The sequence below is a fragment of the Brevundimonas vesicularis genome, from assembly GCF_900445985.1.
In the GTDB taxonomy this organism is placed as follows: Bacteria; Pseudomonadota; Alphaproteobacteria; order Caulobacterales; family Caulobacteraceae; genus Brevundimonas; species Brevundimonas vesicularis_D.
The window spans coordinates 1,238,518-1,258,537 of record NZ_UAQP01000005.1; the positions used below are offsets into that span (position 1 = coordinate 1,238,518).

Below are 20,020 nucleotides of genomic sequence, written 5' to 3' on the forward strand. Positions count from 1 at the left end.
GTCTTAGAAGGTGTAGCGCAGGCTGAACGTCACGCGACGGTCGCTGCGGAAGTAGGACCGCGGGGCCAGCGGGCCCGCCTGGTTCGCGCCGTTCAGGTTATAGGACGTCTGTTGCTGGGTGACGGTGACCTCGTCCAGCAGGTTGGCGCCATACAGGCCGATCTTCCAGTTGTCGTTCAGGGTGTAGAAGATCGAACCGTCAAGCTGACCCGTCGAGTCGTTGAAGATCGGCGAGAACGGGTTCACGTCGTCGCGCGGCGTCAGCAGGAAGCCGTTGCGCCAGTTGTAGGCCAGACGCGCCGAAAGACGATCCCGCTCGTAGAAGACCGAGAAGTTGTAGGTGTGCTTCGACAGCTGCTGCAGCGGCAGTTCCAGACCCACATAGCGCGGCTCGGTCACAGCATTGGGGAAGGTCGAAGGCTCGACGTAGGTGTAGTTCGCTTCGATACCCAGCCCGCTCCACAGGCCTGGCAGGAAGCTGTAGGTCTGCTGATAACCGACTTCGAAGCCCTTGATCCAGCCAGACCCGATATTGACCTGCTGGTTGACCTGAGCATCCGTGGAGACGCCCTGCGCGTTGCTGAACTGCTGGACGGTCGAACCGCTGGCCAAGATGTCCGACAGGTCCTTGTAGAAGGCGTTGAAGGTCACCGAGCTGCCCGGCTTGAAATACCATTCCACGCCCAGGTCATAGTTCCATGAGCGCACGCCCGTCAGCTGCGATCCGCCCGTGAAGGTCGTCAGCAGCGGGGCGGTGTTGACGTCGCCGCCGTTGTCCCGGACCTGGTTCATGTCGGTGTAGAACAGGGTGGCGGCGAAGGCCGTAACACCGAAGTCCGGGCGCGTCATGGCGCGCGACACGGCCCCGCGGAACACCCATTCCTTGTACTTCAGATTGACGTTCAGGCTGGGCAGCCAGTCGTCATAGCTGTTGCCGCGCTCGATCTCTTGGAAGCTGCCGTCGCTGAACGCGACCAGCTGGTTCAGACGGTCGTTCGACAGTAGGCAGTAGCTTGGGGCCGACTGACCCGGCTGGACGGTCGAGCAACGATAGCGAGCAACATCCGCAGCGTTGGCTTGAGTGACCTTAATGCCTTGCTTCGGGAATCGGGGATCATTCCCATCCGCGTCTCCGAACGTGTCCTTGACATTCGGACTCGAGATGAAGCCGCGCGTCTCAAAGTCCGTTTTGGCATAACGAACTCCTAGGTTGCCGGTAATGGCGGTATCGGGGCCGAAAATGTCATCCCAGCCGAAGTCAAACCGAACATAAGCCGAAGTCGTCTGTTCCGTTGAGTTGTTGATGTCGCCTGGCAGGAAGGGCGAACCCGCAATTGCACCGTCGCGCCTATCCAACGGCCTCCAACTAGATCCGTCAGTGCTAACGCCCGCCAAGGCAGTTTGCAGTGAACCATCTTTATAGGCCGAGATGAGGTCAACCGTCGGGTAGTAAGCCGTTATCGGCGTAGGGTTATGACCCCGCTGGAAGTTCGGGAAGTCGTAGCTATCAACAGCGAGTACGCCCGTCGTACTGAACGGCGTCAGTCCGCCAGCCTGCCAGCTTTCAGAGATTGAACCCCAGTTATAGGTCGTGTAGCGGCGCGTCTGCTCGCGATCCGAATAGCGCGCACCCATGCGGATGGCGCGCAGCGGCGAGTTGTCGAAGTCGTATTTGACGTCCGCCTTGAACGCGGTCTGATCGCCGTCCGACTGCTCGATGTGATCCATGGCCGAACGATAATAGAAGTTCGACGGGCTGTTTGTGCTGGCCGACGGCTGGCCCGAGGCGTCAACGAACTGGATGTCCGGCACGCCGTGACGCCCCTCGCCGATCAGGGTGTAGAGCGGCGTGATGGCGCCATAGACGCTCATGTCCAGGTCGTCGGCGCTGGCCTTGCTGTATTGCGCATCCAGCCAGATCGACAGACGATCCGTCGGATGGAATTCGGCGGCCAGAGAGAAGTCTTCGGTCAGGGTTTGCAGATCGCGCTGGCGCTTGGGCAGAACCTGCAGGTTCGGCGCATTGCTGACCAGCAGACCGCTCGTGAAGACGCCGTTGGAATCATAGGTGAACGACTGGCCCGGCAAGGGGGTCGGATTGCCGCCGCTGCCCAGATCCACTTCGACCACGCGCTCGCCCCAAGCTGAGGTAGAGTCGGCGCGAATGTATTCGCCGGTCAGCTTGGCGCGGCCGTCGGTCGATTCCCATTGCAGCGAACCGTCCAGAGTCGAACGCGAACGGTCGAACTGCTGGGTCCGCACCGCGCCGCCGCGAGGCACATAGCGGCGATCGTTGCCGTTCGACAGATCGGAACGGTAGGTGAAGTCGGTGAGGTGGCTGCCGTACGCTTCGGAATAGAGGTCGGATTCGCCATAGCTCAGCAGGGCGCCGAACGAACCGTACTGCGTGTCCCAGACGTTACTGATCAGGGACGAGAAGCCCAGGCCCGGCTTTTCGCGTAGGTCGCCATATGATCCTTCAGCCGTCGCGCCGAAGACGAATTTGCGGCTGTCGAACGCCTTGCGGGTACGCAGATCGACGACCCCGGCGATGCCGCCTTCGATCCGGTCGGCCGTCGCATTCTTGAACACCTGCACGCTCGACAGAAGTTCCGGCGACACGTCGTTGAAGCCCAGGGCGCGACCCGTGTTCACGCTGAAGGCGTCGCGGCCGTTGAACTCCGAGCGGACGTAGGACAGGCCGCGAATGATGACGTTGGAACCTTCGACCGAGAAGTGGTCGGGGTCGGTCGGGCCCTGGAAGCGGTTGATGTTCACGCCGGGGATGCGCTGCAGCACCTCGTTGACCGACTTGTCCGGCAGGGCGCCGATGTCGTCGGCGGTCACCGCATCGACGAAGGTGTCCGAGTCGCGCTTGATCGCCTGCGAGGATGCGATCCGCGCGCGGATGCCGGTGACGACGACGTCGTCGACCTGCGCCGCATCGTCCGTGGCCGGGGCTGTCGTCTGGGGCGCCGGCGTCGATTGGGCGTGGGCGGCGGTTGCGCCGACTACCGCGACCGTCAACGCCAGGGCGGACACGGAACGGCGCAGCCCGCGAGCGGCGGGCGCATAGCCGGCTTGGAACATCTCTGAATTCACTTCTGATCCCCCCGAGGACGGTTCAGCCCGTCGCAATCGTTTCGACGGCCTTGATCGACCGTCCGCGAGCGTGTTGGACTACCGATTGACAGCGATGTCAACGCCGCGCGACAAACTTGGCGCGTTTTCGATCGGCGGGTTCAGAAGCGGTGCGCCCGCAACATTGCGACGGACGCCAGTCTGATGACACGGCTTGCAGGCGGCAGGCCAGGTTTCAAAACGCCTTACGATTCATCGTCGTCATCAGAACGTCTTCGTGCGTCGGCAGGGCGTCAGCCGTGCGCCAGATGCTGTCACGGATCGCCGACAGCCGGCCCAGATTGGCGTCATGACCGATGACGTCGGAAATCGGGTGACGCCCCTGCGGCGTCAGCCCCTGCCCCACCGCGACCGCCAGCCAACTCGATTCGGAAAAGATGTCATGGTCGCGCCTGACGATCCGACCCGTCTCTTCGAACAGGGCGATCTTGGCCGCCAGCCTGTCCGGGATCGGCATGTCGCGCACCTGGCTCCAGAACGGTCCCGCTCGCTGGTTGACCTTGTAGTGCAGGATCAGGAAGTCGCGGACCGTGATGAATTCCTCCTCCATCAGCGCGTTGAACTCACGGCGAAGGCCCTCGCTGTCCTTGTGCGACGGAAACAGGGTGATCAGCTTGGTGATGGCGCTCTGGATCAGGTGAATGCTGGTCGATTCAAGGGGCTCGAGGAATCCGCTCGACAATCCGACCGCCACGCAGTTGCGCTTCCAGCAGTCCTTGCGCCTGCCCATTGCGAACCGCAGGCGACGCGGCTCGGCCAGGGCCTTGCCCTCCAACCGCGACATCAGCGCATCCTCTGCCTCCTGATGCGAGATGTGCGCCGAGGAATAGACGTAGCCGTTGCCCACCCGGTGTTGCAGCGGGATGCGCCACTGCCATCCGGCCTCGCACGCCGTCGACCGCGTGTAAGGCGACAACGCCCCCTCCCGTTCGCACGGCACGGCGACAGCGCTGTCACACGGAAGCCAGGAACTCCAGTCCTCATAGCCGGACCTCAATGCCTGCTCGATCAGAAGTCCGACGAAGCCGGTGCAATCGATGAAGAAGTCGCCTTCCACGATCCGGCCGTCGTCCAGCCTGACGCCCGCGATATCGCCGTCCGCCGCTTGCTGAACCTCGACCACCCGCCCCTCGTGGCGAACGACGCCCAACCTTTCTGCAAAGCGGCGCAGGAAGGCCGCATAGAGCGCCGCATCGAAATGATAGGCGTAGCCCAGGCTGGACAACGGAGACTGCGGCCCACCCTGCGGATGCACGAAACGGCCACGGCGCGCGGCCTGCCAGGCCATGGAGTAGGTTTCCAGCGGCTCCGCCCCGCCTTCGGCGCAGGCCTTCAGCCAGAAGTGATGAAAGGCGATGCCTTCCATATCCAGCCCAAAGGCCCCGAACGGATGGAAATAGCGCTCGCCCTCGCGTCGCCAGCCGTCGAACTCGATCCCCAGCTTGAACGTGGCCTTGGTCTCACGCAGGAAGTCCGCCTCGTCGATCCCCAGGCGCGCGTTGAACTTCAGGATTTCCGGGATCGTCGCCTCGCCCACGCCGATGATGCCGATCGCCTCGGACTCGACCAGGGTCACGGTCTTGCCGGCGCCCTCGAACGCATGCGCCAGCGCCGCCGCCGCCATCCACCCTGCCGTGCCGCCTCCAACGATGACGATGCGATTTATGATTGAGCCGTCAGACAACGCCGACCTCCATCGAAAACAGGGCGCTCCGACCCAACGTCGCCGATAGCGTCATTCTCACGCGGCGGCGAGACAGGAAGCGGATCGTCGTTAGCCCATCAGTCGCCGCAGGAACCCCGGCGCCTTGTAGGTCGAGCGGTTCATGACCACCCCGGCGATCTTGCCGCCGACGGCTTCAATCTCGTCGCGCAGGATGACCGGCGCGTGGGCGGCGGTGCTTTCTGCCGCGACCACCAGCACCGTCATGTCCACGAAGGGCGCCAAGATGATCGCCATGTCGTTGCGATCGGCGGCGGGCGCGTCGATCACGATGGTGTCGGCGTGGGGCCGCAGCGCCTCCCAGTATCGGGGCTCTCCGACCGCCTCGACGCGGTGACCCGATCGCAGCGCCTCCATGTGGAAATGCGTCACCCACAGGCGGCCGCCCAGGCACGACCGCGCCGTCAGCAGTCGCGAATCCGGCACCGGCTTTCCGTCGCGCCCGGTCACGCGCGGCGTCACGGCGTAGAAGCTTGAGCCGTCAGGCGAGCCTTGCGCAGCCTTGCCGACCTGACCGAAACGATCCGGCTCAGCCGACACCGTCTCCAACTGTCCCTGTTGCGCCAGATCGCCGTCGATCAGCCAGACGGGCTTGCGCGCCCGCACCGCCGCCAGACGGGCGAACTCGCGCGCCACGGTCGAGACGCCCTCGCCGGTCGCAGCGGAGGCGAACTGGATCACGCGCGCGCGGTGCGCCGGCGCCGGTCCCAGCGCCGCCCAAAGGCCCGCCATTTCTGAAGTCAGGTCGACCATCGAATCGCCAAGGCGCTCCCTAAGCCCTCAGCCTAGCACGAGTTTCGCTAGGCCGCCTTGGCCGGCGCGACGGCCAGGACCGGCATATCCAGCGTGCGGCTGACCGAGGCCGGGGTCGTGAAGCCGCGACGCGTGAACACGCGCAACAACCCGACGCACAGGGCGGTGAAACCCGCGAACAGGAAAGCCGCCGCCAGCAGCGGGATTTTCAGGCTCTTGCCCGTCGCCGGAGGCTGGGCGCGTTCGATGACGGTGACATTGTCGGCGCCGGCGGCGACCAGGGCGTTATCGGCGCGGCTCTGCGTCTCGCGCTGCTGGAACTCTCGGATGGAGGCGCTCAGCACTTCGCGATTGCCGGCCAAAGTCGTGTTCTCGGATTCCAGCGCCGTCAGCCGCGCCTGCCGCGAACGGATGTCGGCCAGCTGTCGGTCCAGAACCGCCAGACGCGCTGCTAGGGAGTCGCGCTCGGCCCTAGTGTTGATCCGCGTCGTCTCCAGCTCGGTCCAGACAGGGTTCGGCCCGGTGCGGACCTCCTTGGCCCCAACGGCCGTGCCGGTCGCGACATAGGCTTGCAGTTGATTGATCCGCGCCTCGATGTCCTTCACCGGCTGGGCGTCGGGCTGATAGCGCGACAGCAGTTGCTCGCGCTCGGTGCGCAGTTGCAGCACCTGGTCCTGGGCCGAAATGTTCAAATCCTGCTGCAGGGCCACTTCCGCCGGCGTTCCCGCCTGCTGCGCGATCAGGGTGTTCAGCCGCTGGGCGGTCTGGTTCAGCTGGCTCTGCGTCGACATTCGGTCGGTGAAGACCGTCTGATAGGTCGCCGCCAGCGTCGCCTTGGCCGCGGTGAAGTCGCCGATGTCATTGGACGCGAGGAAGGCCTCGTAGGCGCGGTCCGCATTGCCGAGTTCATCCTCGAAGGCGATGCGTTGGCTGGCGATGGCCGGCGTCTTGTCCTGGAAGACTTCGCGGCGATAGATCAGATATTGCTCAATGATCGTGTTCAGGATGCGGGCCGCGCGTTCGGGATCGTCGGCCTTGTAGGTCAAGTGGATGACCGCGCTGCCCGGCGCCGTGGCGACGCCCAGGCCGCCGCCGACGGCCTTCAGCGCAGCGGACCGCGCGGCTTGCGGACTGCCCTTCGGCGGCTCGCCCAGGATGGCGGCGGGCCCCAAGGTGTCCACGACCTTCTGGCGAACGGCGCTGGAGCCCAGGATGGCGGCTTCGGAGTTGGCGACCTCGTCGCCCTGCGGCGCCTGGCCCCGCTCGGCCGTGCCGACGCGCGGCTGATAGACGTATTCCTGGCCCACGCCTGCGAAGACTGAGCCGGTGGCGGTGTAGCTCTTCTTCAGCGTCATGGCGGCGGCGAACCCCAGCCCCAGGATCACTACGAAGACGACGATCATCAGCAGCAGTTCGCGGAACAACAGGCCGATCACGTCCAGAACGCCGTAGCGCGGCCTTGTGGTGACGTGTGCGGTGGAGCGCATCGGGCGGGCCGAATCCCTTGAAAGGCGTGTGATCCTCACCCTTCGCCCACCGGCGTTAACCGATGATTACCCATAACCGGCGAGGTTGCCTGATATCCCTCGTCGAGGCCGACCGATTCCCATGCTGACCGATCGCCGCCTGTTTCTGCTGACCCTGGGTTCAGCCTCCATCGCCGCCTCGCTGGCGGCCTGTGGAGGCGTGATCGGGAATCGCGACGCGGGCCGCGTCGACCGGTCGCCCTACGACGACCTCGCTGGCCTGTCCTTCGCCCGATGGACGGATCAGGAGCCGGAATATCTGCTCTATCCGGGCGATGAGATCGAGGTTGCGACGCCGACGGCTTCGGAGCTGACACGGACGGTCAAGGTCGGTCCAGACGGTCGGATCGCCCTGCCCCTGATCGGATCGGTCATGGCGGCGGATCGCACCCTGCCCCAGCTTCAGCAGGTCGTCTCGGCAGCCTATGCGACCCAGCTGGTGCGCCCTGTTGTCGAGGTCACTCTGCGCCAGGCCGGGCCGATCCGCGTTTGGGTCGATGGCGAGGTGCGCAACCCGGGCGTCTTCGAAATGATCGGCGATCTGGACGCCTATCAGGCGGTGATCCAGGCCGGTGGTTTCGCCCCGACGTCGCGTCAGGACAGCGTGGCCCTGATCCGTCGCGGCCCTGGCGGATCGCGCATGATGCGGGTGGTGGACCTGCGTCCGCGTCACGGCGAGGTCGTGCCCTTGCGGCGTGGCGACATCGTCTTCGTGCCGCGTTCGACGCTGGGCGAACTGGCGGCCTTCTTCACCCAGGTGCGCGCCGCCCTGCCTATCGGCTTCAGCTATTCGATCAACGGATCGAACGGCAACGGCTACGCCCAGTTCTAGATGGTCGTTTAGGCGACCAGCTGAACCACGCCCTGATCGATGTAGCGCCGCGCGGCCTTTTGGGCCTCGGCGATCTCCTCGCGTTCCATCTCCAGGCTCATCTCGCGGCGATAGACGCGCGCCTCGATCGAACCCTTCATGGCCGCCAGGTTGAAGATCATGTGGGCCGACACCCGGTCCATCGGGCAACCGCCCGATCCGGCCGAATACATCATGCCCAGTTTGAACAGGTCGTCGCCGGACATGTCCGGGGTCGGCAGCGGCAGACCGTCGTCGTGGGCCTGCAGGTCGTGCGCCATTTCTTGCGCGTTCATCACCGTATCTCCTGATCGGGCGCCATTCTGGACCCGCCTCTGAGACGCCATCAAATACCGGTGGTTTGAAGTTAAAGTTAACGGCGAACGGCCTCGCACGGACTTTTCAGTAAAGCAGAGATGAATACTTCCCGCGGGATTCAGCCTTCGGAAATCCTTGGGAAATCTCTCGTTTACGTTCCGCGCTAGGCCCTACGACGTCTGCTGACAAAGCCTGACGCCATCGTTCAGCGAGCGTTCAGGCGCACAGTCCGACCTTGGTCATCATTAACGGGTCGGTTCGGCATATCCGTCGGCGGCCCAGAATGGAGCACGAAGATGAACCGCCTCACCAAGGCCGCCGTCGTCGCCCTCGCCCTGTCGACCACGGCCGTGCCGATGCTCGTTCAGGCCCAGGACCGCGACCGCCGCGAGTATCGTCAGGATCGCCGTGACGACCGCCGCGACTTCCGCCAGGAACGCCGTGAAGATCGCCGCGACTGGCGCGAAGGTCGCTATGACAGCCGCCAAGACTATCGTCGTGATCGCCGCGACGACCGCCGCGACTACTGGGCGGAACGCCGGGACGACCGTCGCGATTGGCGCAACGACCGCTGGGATCGCAACAACAGCAACTGGTGGCGCGGCCGCTCCGACTTCCGCGGCTATAGTGGCCCGCGCTCGGGCTATTGGTATGCCCCCAGCTACGGCTACTACCGGGTCGAGCCGCGCTACAGCAACTATCGCTGGCGCACGGGCGGATACCTGCCCTACCAGTATCGCAACTACTACGTCCGCGATCCCTATGTGTATGGCCTTCGCGAAGCGCCGCGCGGTTATCGCTACGTCCACGCCGGCAACGACATCCTGATGATCGCCGTGGCCAGTGGCCTGATCGCCAGCGTCCTCTCGGGCGTCTATTAAGCCCCGTCATAACCGGACGATCGAACCCCGCAGGTCTTGCCTGCGGGGTTCTGCTTTTTCGGACAGCCCTTTGATTGCGAACAGCGTTCAGCCTCAGTTCATCGCCACAGATCGATGATCGCCTCAAGCCGCCGGAGACCCGGCGTGCAGGAACCAAAGACCATGAAACGCCTCCTGGTGGCTTTCACCGCCATCGCCGCTGTCGCCGGCCCGCTTGCCGCTCCGATCCAGGCCCTCGCCCGGGAACAGGAACAGGAACAGCGAGAGCCGCCGCGTCGTGAACGCCCCTATGGCGGCGCAGATCGCCCGCAAATGTCGGATGATGGGTCTCGCGAACCTCGGTTTGGACGTCCTAACCGCCCGGTCGACGACACGCCCCGTCCTGAGCGTCCCAGCCGACCCGCAAACGATACGCCCCGTCCCGAGCGCCCGTCGGGTGGCGAACGTCCCAATGCAGGCGGTCAACGTCCAGATCGTCCCGAAGGCGGCTGGAACCGGCCTGATCGTCCCAACACCGGCGGCCAACGCCTCGACCGACCCGAAGGCGGTTGGAACCGTCCCGATCGCCCGAACACCGGCGGCCAGCGTCCTGATCGCCCCGAAGGCGGCTGGAACCGGCCGGATCGCCCTAACACCGACGGTCAACGTCCAGATCGTCCCGAAGGCGGCTGGAACCGGCCTGATCGTCCGAACACCGGCGCCCAGCGTCCTGACCGGCCCGAGGGCGGCTGGAACCGACCCGATCGGCCCGAACGCCCAAATGCTGGCGATCAACGCCCCGACCGTCCCGGAAACGGCTGGAACCGTCCCGACCGGCCGGGCTCGGGCTGGAACAACGGTCGTGACCGCGACCGTCAGCACCGCGAGTTCCGCCAGCGCTTCAACGGCGATCAATGGCGGCGCGACTTCTATCGCAACCACCGCTCGGACTGGTGGCGAAATGATCGGCGCTTCAGGGGTTACAACGGCGTGCGCGTCGGCTTCTACTTTGCGCCGGGTTGGGGCTACTACAGCGTACCGCGCTCCTACTGGGGCCGGTCGTGGTCGGTCGGCCAGTATCTGCCGGACGCCTTCTGGCGCTATCAGCTGAACGACTGGCGCACCTACGGCCTGGGTTATCCGCCCGAAGGCACGCGCTGGGTCTCCGTCGACAACACCCTGTATCTGATCGACGAATACGACGGCTATATTATCGACGTCATCCGCGACGCCTGGCGCTGGTAGCAGCCTAACGTTTTTGGACTTCCGCCCGACGGCCCCGCGCCGTCGGGCTTTTTTATTGCTCCGCTTCGCTGAAAGATTACGAACCGTGACCCTCGCGTGACCTTGTTCTGGTGCGACATCTTGTCAGGCATCACTCGATCGCCAGGTATTCGAAGCCCTGAGCTGCGCCACAAACGCCGCTCAGCCGAGATCAGCTTCAGCAATCAGCGCTTGAAACGACTTGAAACCCGCCGGACGAAAATCGGCCGCGATGCGCTCCGACGCTGCTCTTCGTCACCATTCACGATGACGTCCGGAAGTGTTTCCGGATGGCGTTTCAACCGAAGGACATGTCCCGATGAAGATCGCACTGACCGCCTTGGCCGCCTCAATGCTGCTGGCCGGCGCCGCAACCGCCCAACAAGCGCCGAGTGCGCCGCCGCCTCCGCCGCCCCCGCCGGTCGATCATCAGCCTCCGCACCATCCGGCCCCGCCGCCGGTCGATCCCGCCGTGCCTGCGCCGCCCGCGCCCCCGGCGCCGCCCCCAGTCGATGCATCCGCTCCTTCTCCGCCGCCGGCCCCGCCCGCTCCGCCAGCGCCGACCGACCCGGACGCGCCTGTCCCGCCCGCGCCTCCGGCTCCCCCTGCACCGCCGGCGCCGCCCGTCCCGCCGTCAGCCTAAACACAAAATTGAAAAGGCCCTGCGGAGCGATCCGCAGGGCCTTTGCTTTTCATCCGACGCCTCGCCTTACAGGCCCAGCTTGGCCTTCAGGATGTCGTTGACCGCCGCCGGATTGGCCTTGCCGCCAGTGGCCTTCATGACCTGACCGACGAACCAGCCGATGGCCTGGGGCTTTTCAGCCACGGCCGCCGCCTTGTCCCGGTTGGCGGCGATGATCTCGTCCACGGCCTTCTCGATAGCGCCGGTGTCCGTGACCTGTTTCAGGCCATGCTTCTCGACCACCTCGGCCGGCGAGCCTTCGCCGTTCCAGACGTGATCGAAGACCTCCTTGGCGATCTTGGACGAGATGACGTTCGTCTCGATCAACTCCACCAGCTGCGCGACGTGCGCCGCCGGCAGCGGGTTCTCGCTGAAGTCCTTGCCCTCGGCGGCCAGGCGCGCCGAAACCTCGTTGGTGACCCAGTTGGAGACCAGTTTGGCGTCCCGACCCTTGGCGGCGGCTTCGAAGTAGTCGGCCTTGGCCTGTTCCGAGATCAGCACGATGGCGTCGTATTGCGACAGGCCATAGTCGGCCATCAGACGCTTGCGCTTGTCGTCAGGCAGCTCGGGCAGCGACGCCTTGATCTCTGCGATCCAGGCCTCCTCCAAATCCAGCGGCAGCAGGTCGGGATCGGGGAAGTAGCGATAGTCCTGCGCCTCTTCCTTGGACCTCATCGAGCGCGTCTCGCCGGCCGTCGGGTCGTACAGGCGCGTCTCCTGAGTGATCGAACCGCCGTCCTCCAGGATCTCGATCTGGCGGCGCGCCTCATACTGGATCGCCTGAGAAATGAAGCGGAAGCTGTTGACGTTCTTGATCTCGCAGCGCGTCCCCAGATAGCTGAAGTCGCCGGTCTCCTTGAACTTGTCGTAGTTGCCGGCCCGGCAAACCGACACGTTCACATCGGCCCGCAGATTGCCCTTCTCCATGTCGCCGTCGCAGGTGCCCAGATAGATCAGGATGGTCCGGATCTTCTTGACATAGGCCACCGCCTCGTCCGGCGTGCGCAGGTCAGGACGCGACACGATCTCCATCAGCGCCGTGCCGGCCCGGTTCAGGTCGACGTAGCTGTCGGTCGGCGACAGGTCGTGGATCAGCTTGCCCGCGTCCTGCTCCAGGTGCAGCCGCTCGATGCCGACGTTGAAGAAGCTGCCGTCCTCGGCCTCCACCTCGACCACGCCTTCACCCACGATAGGGTAATAGAGCTGGCTGATCTGATAGCCGGTCGGTAGGTCGGGATAGAAGTAGTTCTTGCGGTCGAACTGGCTGCGGCGGTTGATCTGCGCGCGCAGGCCCAGACCCGTCTTCACCGCCTGTTCGACGCAGTGTTTGTTCAGCGTCGGCAGCATGCCGGGGAAGCCCGCGTCGACCAGCGACACCTGCTCGTTCGGCCCCGCGCCGAAGCCGACGGCGGCCCCGGAAAACAGCTTGGCCTTCGACGCCGCCTGGGCGTGGATTTCCAGCCCCATGACGATTTCCCAATCGCCGGTGCGGCCTTTGATGGTCTTCGTATTGTCGCTCATGCTCACCACCACTTGCCCGGCTTGGCCGTGAAGCCCGCCGCCCGTTCCAGCGCGGCGCCGACCTGGAAGACCGTCGCCTCATCCAGCGCCTTGCCGATGACCTGCAGACCCAGCGGCAGGCCGCCGGCGTCCACTCCCGCCGGCACCGAAATGCCCGGCAGGCCGGCCAGATTGGTCGTCACGGTGAAGACGTCGTTCAGATACATGGTCAGCGGGTCGATCTGCTTGTCGCCCAGCGCGAACGCGGCCGACGGCGTCGACGGCGTCAGGATGGCGTCCACCTGGCCCCAGACGTTGTCGAAGTCCTCGGCGATGCGGCGCCGCACCTTCAGCGCCTTGACGTAGTAGGCGTCATAGAAGCCGGCCGACAGCACATAGGCGCCGATGGTCAGGCGACGTTGGACCTCCTTGCCGAACCCTTCCGCGCGCGAGGTGGCATACAGGTCGTCCAGCGACTTGAAATCCTCCGCCCGGTGCCCGAACCGCATCCCGTCGTACCGGGCCAGGTTCGACGACGCCTCGGCCGGGGCCACGATATAGTAGGTCGGCAGGGCGTATTTGGTGTGCGGCAGGCTGATCTCGACGATCTCGCAGCCAGCGTCCTTCAGCCATGCCACGCCCTGATCCCACAGGGCCTGAATTTCGGCCGGCATTCCGTCCACGACATATTCGCGCGGCACGCCGATACGCAGCCCCTTGACCGACTTGCCGACCGATTGCGTCCAGTCGGGCGTCGGAATGTCCAGGCTGGTCGAATCCTTGGCGTCGAACGAGCACATGGATTGCAGCAGCAGGGCCGCGTCTTCGACCGTCTTGGTGATCGGCCCGGCCTGGTCCAGCGACGAGGCGAAGGCCACCATGCCGAAGCGGCTGGCGCGGCCATAGGTGGGCTTGATACCCACGGTGCCGGTGAAGGCGGCGGGCTGGCGGATCGAGCCGCCGGTGTCCGACGCCGTCGCGGCCAGGCACAGGTCCGCCGCCACGGCCGAGGCCGAACCGCCCGACGAACCGCCAGGGGTCAGTTCGGCGTTCGAGCCGGTTGATTTCCACGGGTTCTTCACTGCACCAAAGGCCGAGGTCTCGTTGGACGAGCCCATGGCGAACTCATCCATGTTCAGCTTGCCCAGCATGACCGCCCCATCGCGCCAGAGATTGGCGGTAACGGTCGATTCATAGGGCGGCACGAAGCCGCGCAGCATGTTGGAGCCGGCCGTCGTCTGCACGCCCTCGGTGCAGAACAGGTCCTTGATTCCCAGCGGCGCGCCTTCCAGCGCCCCGCCCTCGCCGGAGGCGATGCGGGCGTCCGACGCGCGGGCCATGTCCATGGCCTTGTCCGCCGTCACCTCGACATAGGCGTTCAGGGTCGGGTTCGCGGCTTCGATCGTAGTCAGGAAGGCCTGGGTGATTTCGGCCGAGGTGAAGTCCTTGGCCTTCAGCCCGTCGACAGCGCCCTTCAGGGTCAGTTTGGTCAGGTCGCTCATGACTATTCGACCACCTTGGGCACGACGAAGAAGCCGTCCGCCGACTTGGGCGCATTCGACAGGACCGCATCGACCTTGGCGCCGTCGGTGACGACGTCGTCGCGCAGGCGCAGCGGCTGGGCGACGTTCGAGGTCATCGGCTCCACGCCTTCGACATCCACCTGATCCAACTGCTCGATCCAGGCCAGGATGCCGTTCAGCTCCTGCGCCAGCGGCTCCAGCCGGTCCTCGGGGGTCTTGATGCGGGCGAGATGCGCAACCTTGCGCACCGTCGCAGCGTCGATGGCCATGCGGCCCTCCAACACACAAAATGAAAACGAAGCGGTCGGATTAGCCGCCCGCACTGGGATTCACAAGGATCAGCCGCCCGTCGTCAGGCGTGATCTCACTGCGACGTGCTGACGGACACCGCGTCGGGCGGCGTCTCGCCGCTTGGGGGGAAGTCAATCTGCACCGTGCGCTCCACCTTCTGGATGTCGCCGTTCGGCCCCGCCGTGTCCTGACGCACCGCCAGGACCACGCGCCCGCCTTTCGCCTCGACGACCTTCCATTCGGCATAGTCGCCCAGAGGATAGGCGCTCCAGCCCTCGGCCGGGCCGCCGAACAGGGCGAAATAGGTCACCAGACCATTCACCGCCGGATCACCGCCCGAAAGGCTGAAGACCTTGGCGTTCTGGTCGGGCAGGGCCAGCAACTGCGACACATCGGCCGCCGTGCCGATCTCTTCGCGTGCAGCAGCCGCGCGCCGTTCAGCAGGCCCCACCGACTTGGTGGTCGGTGGCGGGTCCGCACGCGTGATCGCGCTCGGCGTCGGCGCGGCTGCCGCAATCTGAGTATCCTGCGCGGTCGGGGTCTTGGCCGGCGCATCGGACTGTCCGCACCCACTCAGCACAAGCCCAAAAGCCGTCATCGCCGCTGTCGCCGTGCGCATGTCATCGTCCTTCCTGTCGATCCTCGTCACCATCGCCTTTGACTTCGGCCCGCGCCAGTCCTAACCGCAGGCCGTGCCCGTCCTCGACCTCCTCGATCTGCCCGCCGCCTGCCCACCCGACACGCCGTGGATGGGGTTGGATCTGGGTGAGAAGACCATCGGCGTCGCCGTGTCAGATTCCACGCGCCTGATCGCCTCGCCGCTGGAGCTGATCCGCAAGTCAAAGTTCACGCAGGAAGCCGAACACCTGTTCAAGCTGATGGCGCATCGCAAGGTTTCGGCCCTGGTCATCGGCCTGCCCGCCAACATGGACGGCACGGAAGGCCCGCGCGCCCAGTCGTGCCGCGCCTTCGCCCGCAACTTGGAGCGGCTGCAGCCCGTCAACATCGCCTTCTGGGACGAGCGCCTGTCCACCAGCGCCGTCGAGCGTTTCCTGATCGAGGATCTGGACCTGAACCGCAAACGCCGCGCCCAGGTCGTGGACCGCACGGCCGCCGCCTGGATTCTGCAAGGGGCGTTGGATCGGGTTCGGGACCAGGCGACCTGGGTTTGACGGCCCTGATCGCCGGCGTCCTGCCGGTCTTTCTGATGATCGCCCTAGGCTATGGCTTGCGAAAGTCCGGCTTCCTGCCCGACGAGGCCTGGCGGCCGATCGAGAAGCTGTCGATCAACATCTTCTATCCCAGCTTCCTGGTCCCCGCGATCTGGCACGCCGACCTCGCCGGCGGCGGCGCGACCGTGGCGGGTGCTGCGGCGGTGGGCGCGACCCTGATCGTGGCGACCGCGACCCTGGCGTCCAAGCCTCTGATCACCCTGGACGGCCCTGCCTATACCAGCGTCTTTCAGGGCGTGATCCGCTGGAACAGCTTCGTCTTCGTGCCGGTGATCCAGTCGGTCTATGGCTCGGAAGGCACGGCGCTGGCCGCCGTCGCTATCGCCTTCATCATTCCCGTCACCAACATCGCCTGCGTCGCCGTGCTGGCGAAATGGGGGTCGCTGCGGCGCGAGCCTTCCGTTGTCGGCCTGATCAAGTCGATGCTGGCCAATCCGATCCTGCTGGCCTGTTTGATCGGCCTGACGCTGAATCTACTGCATGTCCCGCTGATCCCTGGCCTGTCGGATGCAATGGACCTGCTGGGCGCCGCCGCCCTGCCCCTGGGCCTGATCGTCGCCGGGGCGGGTCTGTCCTTCGCCGAGGTCAAACGCCGCCGCACCACCATCGCCGCTGTCAGCCTAGTCAAACTCGGGGTCATGCCGCCGCTGATGTGGTTCATCGCCTGGGTCCTGGGCGGCGACAGCCTGGCGCAGGGCATCGCCCTGATCTGCGGCGCCGCGCCCGGCTCTGCCGCCTCCTATATCCTGGCGCGTCAGATGGGCGGCGACGCGCCCCTGATTGCTGGCGTCATCGCCCTGACCACGGTGGGCAGCGCCGTGGTCATTCCCATCCTGCTGGCCCTGTTCCACTTCACCTGACTGGCGTTCAGGGCGAGTCACGCCTATAGCCGCGTCTCGATGACCCAGCCCGCTCACGTCACCGATCAGACCATCCGCGACCGGCTGGTTCCGTTCCCCAAACCGCACTTCCTGGCCGCATCGGACCTCGATCCGTATGTGACGCCGCAGTTGCTGGATCTCGGCGACGCCTTCGTCGATTTCAATCGCCAGTCATCCAAGGCCCTGGCTCTGCTGCACGGCCGCACGGTCGTGAACCTGTTCTTCGAGAACTCGACCCGCACCTCCTCCTCCTTCGAGATCGCCGCCAAGCGGCTGGGCGCCGACGTCGTCACCATGCCGGTCGCCGCCTCCTCCGTGAAGAAGGGCGAAACCCTGATCGACACGGCGGTCACCCTGAACGCCATGAAGCCCGACATTCTGGTCATCCGTCACTCGGCTTCAGGCGCGGCCGAACTGCTGAGCCAGAAGGTCGGCTGCGCCGTCGTGAACGCCGGGGACGGCCGCCACGAACATCCGACCCAGGCCTTGCTGGATTTGCTGTCCATGCGCCGCGCCTTCGGCGATGTGACCAGCCTGACCGTCGCCATCTGCGGCGACATCACCCACAGCCGCGTGGCGCGGTCCAACGTCGCCCTGCTGCAGATGATGGGTGCGCGCGTCCGCCTGATCGGTCCGCCAACCCTTGTGCCCGGCGACGCCGACCGCTGGGGCTGCGAGGTCTTCCATGACATGCGCGAGGGTCTGAAGGGCTGCGACGTGGTCATGATGCTGCGGCTTCAGCTGGAGCGGATGGCCGGCGCCCTGGTCCCCTCGACCCGCGAGTATTTCCGCTTCTGGGGTCTGGATCGCGAGAAGCTGGCCTGGGCCAATCCCGGCGCCCGGGTCATGCACCCTGGGCCCATGAACCGCGGCGTCGAGATCGATTCCGACGTGGCCGACGACCTGGACGTCTCGCTGATCCAGGATCAGGTCGAGATGGGCGTCGCCGCCCGCATGGCCGTGCTGGCCTCCCTCTCCGCCCGTTGGGGAGACGCCCGATGACCACCGTCGCCATCATCAACGCCCGTCTGCTGGACCCCGCAACGGACTACGACGGCCCAGGCGGCCTGCTGATCCAGGACGGTCGCATCAGCCGCGTCATCCATGGTCCGACGCCAGATCTGGCGGCGGATCAGATCATCGACGCTGACGGCCTGTGCCTCGCGCCCGGCCTGATCGACATCCGGGTCAAGACCGGCGAACCCGGCGCCGAGCCCAAGGAGACGCTGAAGTCCGCCAGCCTGGCCGCCGCAGCCGGAGGCGTGACGACCATCGTGGTCCAACCCGACACCGATCCCGCCGTCGACGACCCCGCCATGATCGACTTTATCCAGCGGCGCGGCGCGGCGCTGAACCTCGTCAACGTCCGCGCGGCCGGCGCCGCGACCAAGGCCCTGGACGGCCAACGCATGGCCGAGATCGGCCTGATGGAAGAGGCGGGCGCCCTGTATTTCACCGACGGCGACAAGGTCATCGTCAACAGCCGCACCCTGCAACGGGTGATGAGCTACGCGGCCGCCTTCAACGCCCTGATCGCCTGCCGACCGGCCGACCCCTGGCTGACGGAAGGCGCCGTAACCGCCTCCGGCGAACTGGCCACGCGCCTGGGCCTGTCCGGCAGCCCCGCCATCGCCGAGCGGATCGGGCTGGAGCGCGATCTGGCCCTGGTCGAACAGACCGGCGCGCGGTTCCTGGTGGATCAGATTTCGACAGAGGGCGCCCTGGACACCCTGGCCCGCGCCCGCGCCAAGGGGCTGGAGGTCGCCGTCAGCGTCTCGATCAACCACCTGTGCTTCAACGAGGTGGACATCGGGGATTACCGCACCTTCTACCGGCTGGACCCGCCGCTGCGCTCGGAGGCCGACCGCCAGGCCCTGATCGAAGCCGTGCGCGAGGGCCTGATCGACGTCATCACCTCCGCCCACGCCCCGGCTCCGGCCGAGGACAAGCGCCGCCCCTTCGCCGAGGCCGCGCCCGGCGCGATCGGCCTAGAGACCCTGCTGCCCGCCGCGCTGACCCTGCATCACGAAGACGGTCTGGATTTGCTCGACGTGCTGCGTCCCCTGACCCAGGGCCCCGCCGCCCTGCTCGGCCTCGACGCGGGCGTCCTGGCCGAGGGCGCCCCCGCCGACCTGATCCTGTTCGACGCCGGCGCGCCGGTCATCATCGACGCCGACGCTCTTCACTCCAAATCCAAGAACTCCCCGTTCGACGGTCGCAGGCTGCAAGGCAAGCTGATCGGAACCTGGGTGGCGGGACGCAAGGTTCACTGACGCCAGGCGTCACGCCGTCAGCATCCGCTTCACCACCGCCTTGAACGGCGCGGTCGCCTGACCGGCGCGCAGCATCGCGCCGCGCGCCAGTCGGGCCGGCGGCGTCTCTTGCGTGAACAGGCGCACCAGAGCGTTCGTGCCTTGATAAAGCGGCCAGCTGGCTAGACGATGTTCATGCTGGTAGTGCGCCAGCAGACGGCCCGAACCGATGTCTTCCCCTCGCGCCCCGCGCACCACCTTGGCCAGCGTCTCCTGCCCGCGCAGACCCAGGTTGAAGCCATGGGCGGTGACCGGATGCATTCCCACCGCCGCATCACCGATCAGGGCGAAGCCCTCGCCTGCGAAGCGATTGCTCCAGGTCGTAGCCAGCGGATAGGCGTGGCGCCCCCCCACAAGTTCCAACCCGGTGAGCCGCCCCTTCAATCGCCGCTCCATGGACGATGCAAAGGCCTCGGGCGATTGCGCCATCAGGTCGGCGATGGCCGGCGCCGACAGGGTCGTCACCACCGACGACACCCGCTTCTCTGGGTCCGCGACCGGCAGCAGGGCGATGGTCTGGCCGTGGTCGAACCACTCGGTCGCCACATGGCCGTGCGCCTGATCATGCCGCATCCGGCAGACCATCATCGAACGCCCCAGCCGATTGATCTCGGCCCCTACGCCCAGCTGGTCGCGCATGAAGGAAAACCGCGAATCCGCCGCCACGATCAGGTCGGCTCTGATCGTTGTCCCGTCGTCCAGCGTCAATCGCCCGCGCGGCTTTTGAGGCTCGATCCGACAGTCGGCCACCCGCCGTCCGGCCATCAGCTCGACGCCCGCCTGATCCTCGACGACTTCGAACAGCGCCCGCCGGATCAGATGGTTGGGGATCAGCACGCCCAAGCGGTCCGCGGCCGCCGCGCCAAAGGTCAGGGCGAAAGACGAGCCGCCGTCCAGCACCCGCGCCTGCCACAGGTCCGAAATATCATCGGCCGGGATCCGGTCCCACACACCCATCGTTTTCAAAAGGCGCATCGAATGGTGCGTCAGCGCGATCTCGCGTCCGTCGAAGGCCGGATCGCGCAGGCTCGTCTCTGTCTGCCCCTCGATCAGGACGACGGACAGCCCGGCTCCCGCCAGCGATCGGACGAAGGCCAGGCCCGCCGGTCCGGCCCCGACCACGGCGATATCGAATGTCAGATCCTGGCTCATTGGCGCGCTTCTG

Annotated in this window: 18 protein-coding genes; 8 read left to right on the forward strand and 10 right to left on the reverse strand. The window is 65.9% G+C overall.

Annotated elements, in window-relative coordinates; translation table 11 throughout:
* Positions 1-3: 3 nt before the first annotated feature.
* From DT343_RS06170 to DT343_RS06185, 4 genes are all read right to left on the reverse strand, one after another.
* Complete coding sequence (locus DT343_RS06170; protein ID WP_181669129.1) at positions 4-3,102, reverse strand: TonB-dependent receptor; 3,099 nt, start codon at positions 3,100-3,102, stop codon at positions 4-6.
* Positions 3,103-3,316: 214 nt separating this feature from the next.
* On the reverse strand, positions 3,317-4,825 hold the full coding sequence (locus DT343_RS06175) for a tryptophan halogenase family protein (protein ID WP_112862157.1): 1,509 nt from the start codon (positions 4,823-4,825) through the stop codon (positions 3,317-3,319).
* A 90-nt stretch (positions 4,826-4,915) separates the two neighbouring features.
* Entirely contained in the window at positions 4,916-5,617 is a 702-nt protein-coding gene (locus tag DT343_RS06180) for a hfsB (protein WP_112862158.1), read from the reverse strand.
* Between the two features lie 47 nt (positions 5,618-5,664).
* Positions 5,665-7,104, reverse strand: coding sequence for a GumC family protein (locus DT343_RS06185; RefSeq protein WP_112862159.1), 1,440 nt, complete (start codon positions 7,102-7,104; stop codon positions 5,665-5,667).
* Positions 7,105-7,225: 121 nt separating this feature from the next.
* On the opposite strand from DT343_RS06185, the gene DT343_RS06190 reads away from it, so the two are divergent.
* On the forward strand, positions 7,226-7,975 hold the full coding sequence (locus DT343_RS06190; RefSeq protein WP_112862160.1) for a polysaccharide biosynthesis/export family protein: 750 nt from the start codon (positions 7,226-7,228) through the stop codon (positions 7,973-7,975).
* A gap of 8 nt (positions 7,976-7,983) precedes the next feature.
* On the opposite strand, the gene DT343_RS06195 is transcribed toward DT343_RS06190, so the two are convergent.
* The gene (locus tag DT343_RS06195; protein WP_039247692.1) at positions 7,984-8,289 is read right to left on the reverse strand and encodes a hypothetical protein; all 306 of its coding nucleotides are present in this window, start codon (positions 8,287-8,289) and stop codon (positions 7,984-7,986) included.
* A gap of 318 nt (positions 8,290-8,607) precedes the next feature.
* Between DT343_RS06195 and DT343_RS06200 the strand changes: the two genes are divergently transcribed.
* From DT343_RS06200 to DT343_RS17455, 3 genes are all read left to right on the forward strand, one after another.
* Positions 8,608-9,192 (forward strand): RcnB family protein, encoded by a 585-nt coding sequence (locus DT343_RS06200; RefSeq protein ID WP_112862161.1) that lies wholly within the window; start codon positions 8,608-8,610, stop codon positions 9,190-9,192.
* A gap of 162 nt (positions 9,193-9,354) precedes the next feature.
* On the forward strand, positions 9,355-10,416 hold the full coding sequence (locus DT343_RS17770) for an RcnB family protein (protein ID WP_258522508.1): 1,062 nt from the start codon (positions 9,355-9,357) through the stop codon (positions 10,414-10,416).
* Positions 10,417-10,753: 337 nt separating this feature from the next.
* Positions 10,754-11,077, forward strand: coding sequence for a hypothetical protein (locus DT343_RS17455; RefSeq protein WP_181669130.1), 324 nt, complete (start codon positions 10,754-10,756; stop codon positions 11,075-11,077).
* A 66-nt stretch (positions 11,078-11,143) separates the two neighbouring features.
* On the opposite strand, the gene gatB is transcribed toward DT343_RS17455, so the two are convergent.
* From gatB to DT343_RS06235, 4 genes are all read right to left on the reverse strand, one after another.
* The gene (gene gatB, locus DT343_RS06220) at positions 11,144-12,637 is read right to left on the reverse strand and encodes an Asp-tRNA(Asn)/Glu-tRNA(Gln) amidotransferase subunit GatB (protein WP_112862163.1); all 1,494 of its coding nucleotides are present in this window, start codon (positions 12,635-12,637) and stop codon (positions 11,144-11,146) included.
* Positions 12,638-12,639: 2 nt separating this feature from the next.
* The gene (gatA, locus tag DT343_RS06225; RefSeq protein WP_112862164.1) at positions 12,640-14,118 is read right to left on the reverse strand and encodes an Asp-tRNA(Asn)/Glu-tRNA(Gln) amidotransferase subunit GatA; all 1,479 of its coding nucleotides are present in this window, start codon (positions 14,116-14,118) and stop codon (positions 12,640-12,642) included.
* A 2-nt stretch (positions 14,119-14,120) separates the two neighbouring features.
* Positions 14,121-14,408 carry an Asp-tRNA(Asn)/Glu-tRNA(Gln) amidotransferase subunit GatC gene (gene gatC / locus DT343_RS06230; RefSeq protein WP_039247681.1) on the reverse strand — a complete coding sequence of 96 codons (288 nt, stop codon included), beginning with the start codon at positions 14,406-14,408 and terminating at the stop codon, positions 14,121-14,123.
* A 95-nt stretch (positions 14,409-14,503) separates the two neighbouring features.
* On the reverse strand, positions 14,504-15,049 hold the full coding sequence (locus DT343_RS06235; RefSeq protein WP_146756715.1) for a hypothetical protein: 546 nt from the start codon (positions 15,047-15,049) through the stop codon (positions 14,504-14,506).
* A 73-nt stretch (positions 15,050-15,122) separates the two neighbouring features.
* Here DT343_RS06235 and ruvX point away from each other — a divergent pair, with 73 nt between their 5' ends.
* The 4 genes from ruvX to pyrC are packed head-to-tail and all read left to right on the forward strand — an operon-like array spanning position 15,123 to position 18,816.
* Positions 15,123-15,602, forward strand: a complete 480-nt coding sequence (gene ruvX, locus DT343_RS06240; RefSeq protein ID WP_112862166.1) for a Holliday junction resolvase RuvX — start codon at positions 15,123-15,125, stop codon at positions 15,600-15,602.
* Positions 15,599-16,522: an AEC family transporter gene (locus tag DT343_RS06245; RefSeq protein ID WP_112862167.1), complete on the forward strand. Its 924-nt coding sequence runs from the start codon at positions 15,599-15,601 to the stop codon at positions 16,520-16,522. The genes ruvX and DT343_RS06245 overlap by 4 nt, the downstream gene beginning before the upstream one ends.
* A 39-nt stretch (positions 16,523-16,561) precedes the next feature.
* Positions 16,562-17,545 (forward strand): aspartate carbamoyltransferase catalytic subunit, encoded by a 984-nt coding sequence (locus DT343_RS06250; RefSeq protein WP_112862168.1) that lies wholly within the window; start codon positions 16,562-16,564, stop codon positions 17,543-17,545.
* Positions 17,542-18,816: a dihydroorotase gene (gene pyrC / locus DT343_RS06255; protein WP_112862169.1), complete on the forward strand. Its 1,275-nt coding sequence runs from the start codon at positions 17,542-17,544 to the stop codon at positions 18,814-18,816. Before DT343_RS06250 ends, pyrC begins: the two co-directional genes overlap by 4 nt.
* Positions 18,817-18,825: 9 nt before the next feature.
* Here the strand turns inward: pyrC and ubiM are convergent, their stop codons facing one another.
* Positions 18,826-20,007, reverse strand: a complete 1,182-nt coding sequence (gene ubiM, locus DT343_RS06260; protein WP_112862170.1) for a 5-demethoxyubiquinol-8 5-hydroxylase UbiM — start codon at positions 20,005-20,007, stop codon at positions 18,826-18,828.
* Positions 20,008-20,020: the final 13 nt, after the last annotated feature.

Excerpts from the sequence above, each read along its gene's own strand:
- DT343_RS17455 (WP_181669130.1), top strand. The coding sequence starts at position 10,754 with ATGAAGATCGCACTGACCGCCTTGGCCGCCTCAATGCTGCTGGCCGGC.
- DT343_RS06185 (WP_112862159.1), bottom strand. The coding sequence starts at position 7,104 with ATGCGCTCCACCGCACACGTCACCACAAGGCCGCGCTACGGCGTTCTG.
- gatA (WP_112862164.1), bottom strand. The coding sequence starts at position 14,118 with ATGAGCGACCTGACCAAACTGACCCTGAAGGGCGCTGTCGACGGGCTG.
- DT343_RS06200 (WP_112862161.1), top strand. The coding sequence starts at position 8,608 with ATGAACCGCCTCACCAAGGCCGCCGTCGTCGCCCTCGCCCTGTCGACC.
- ubiM (WP_112862170.1), bottom strand. The coding sequence starts at position 20,007 with ATGAGCCAGGATCTGACATTCGATATCGCCGTGGTCGGGGCCGGACCG.
- DT343_RS06195 (WP_039247692.1), bottom strand. The coding sequence starts at position 8,289 with ATGAACGCGCAAGAAATGGCGCACGACCTGCAGGCCCACGACGACGGT.
- gatB (WP_112862163.1), bottom strand. The coding sequence starts at position 12,637 with ATGAGCGACAATACGAAGACCATCAAAGGCCGCACCGGCGATTGGGAA.
- DT343_RS06235 (WP_146756715.1), bottom strand. The coding sequence starts at position 15,049 with ATGCGCACGGCGACAGCGGCGATGACGGCTTTTGGGCTTGTGCTGAGT.
- DT343_RS06190 (WP_112862160.1), top strand. The coding sequence starts at position 7,226 with ATGCTGACCGATCGCCGCCTGTTTCTGCTGACCCTGGGTTCAGCCTCC.
- pyrC (WP_112862169.1), top strand. The coding sequence starts at position 17,542 with ATGACCACCGTCGCCATCATCAACGCCCGTCTGCTGGACCCCGCAACG.
- gatC (WP_039247681.1), bottom strand. The coding sequence starts at position 14,408 with ATGGCCATCGACGCTGCGACGGTGCGCAAGGTTGCGCATCTCGCCCGC.
- DT343_RS06250 (WP_112862168.1), top strand. The coding sequence starts at position 16,562 with ATGACCCAGCCCGCTCACGTCACCGATCAGACCATCCGCGACCGGCTG.
- DT343_RS17770 (WP_258522508.1), top strand. The coding sequence starts at position 9,355 with ATGAAACGCCTCCTGGTGGCTTTCACCGCCATCGCCGCTGTCGCCGGC.
- DT343_RS06180 (WP_112862158.1), bottom strand. The coding sequence starts at position 5,617 with ATGGTCGACCTGACTTCAGAAATGGCGGGCCTTTGGGCGGCGCTGGGA.